The 466-nt window shown below is 67.4% G+C and carries 1 protein-coding gene; it reads right to left on the bottom strand.

All coding sequences use genetic code 11. From position 1 onward, the window contains the following. Positions 1–298: N-6 DNA methylase (locus RNB18_RS51595; RefSeq protein ID WP_311721006.1), on the bottom strand; the 298-nt coding region annotated here is incomplete at its 3' end. Positions 299–466 lie beyond the last annotated feature (168 nt).

Raw genomic sequence — 466 nt, 5'->3', positions numbered from 1 at the left:
TATCCGCACCGGACAAGCGCACTTCACCCCCCTGTGCCCGAGCCCGGTGTGCGGCGGCGCGCAGCAGTCGCCCGCTGCCGCACACCGGGTCCCGAACAATCTCGCCTCCTCGAGGAGCGGCCAGCCCCGCGAAGAGGTACGCCAGGTCGTTTGACGTGAAGTAGTCATCGCCACGCGCATAGCGTGTCGAGTACGTGTCGAGGAGCACGTCAAGGAGCCTCGCGTCAGGATCCAGCCGCCGCACCTCCGCGATCAGCTCACGGAGGGCCGGGTCGATGAGCTCGAAGGGACGGCTCACACCTTCGTCGCGATACGCAGGAAGACTGTGGGCGCGAGCAACGGGCGTACGCGGCCACACTGCGCCGAGCCTGGCCCCCGCTGACTCCGAACCCGGTCCCCACAACCGGTCCACCTCCGCCAGTGATCCATAGCGGGACCAGCAGTGAAGGTAGACCACTTGAAAGGC

It is taken from the genome of Streptomyces doebereineriae (assembly GCF_031845645.1).
Classification (GTDB): Bacteria; Actinomycetota; Actinomycetes; order Streptomycetales; family Streptomycetaceae; genus Streptomyces; species Streptomyces canus.
This window is presented reverse-complemented; position numbering and strand designations above follow the sequence as displayed.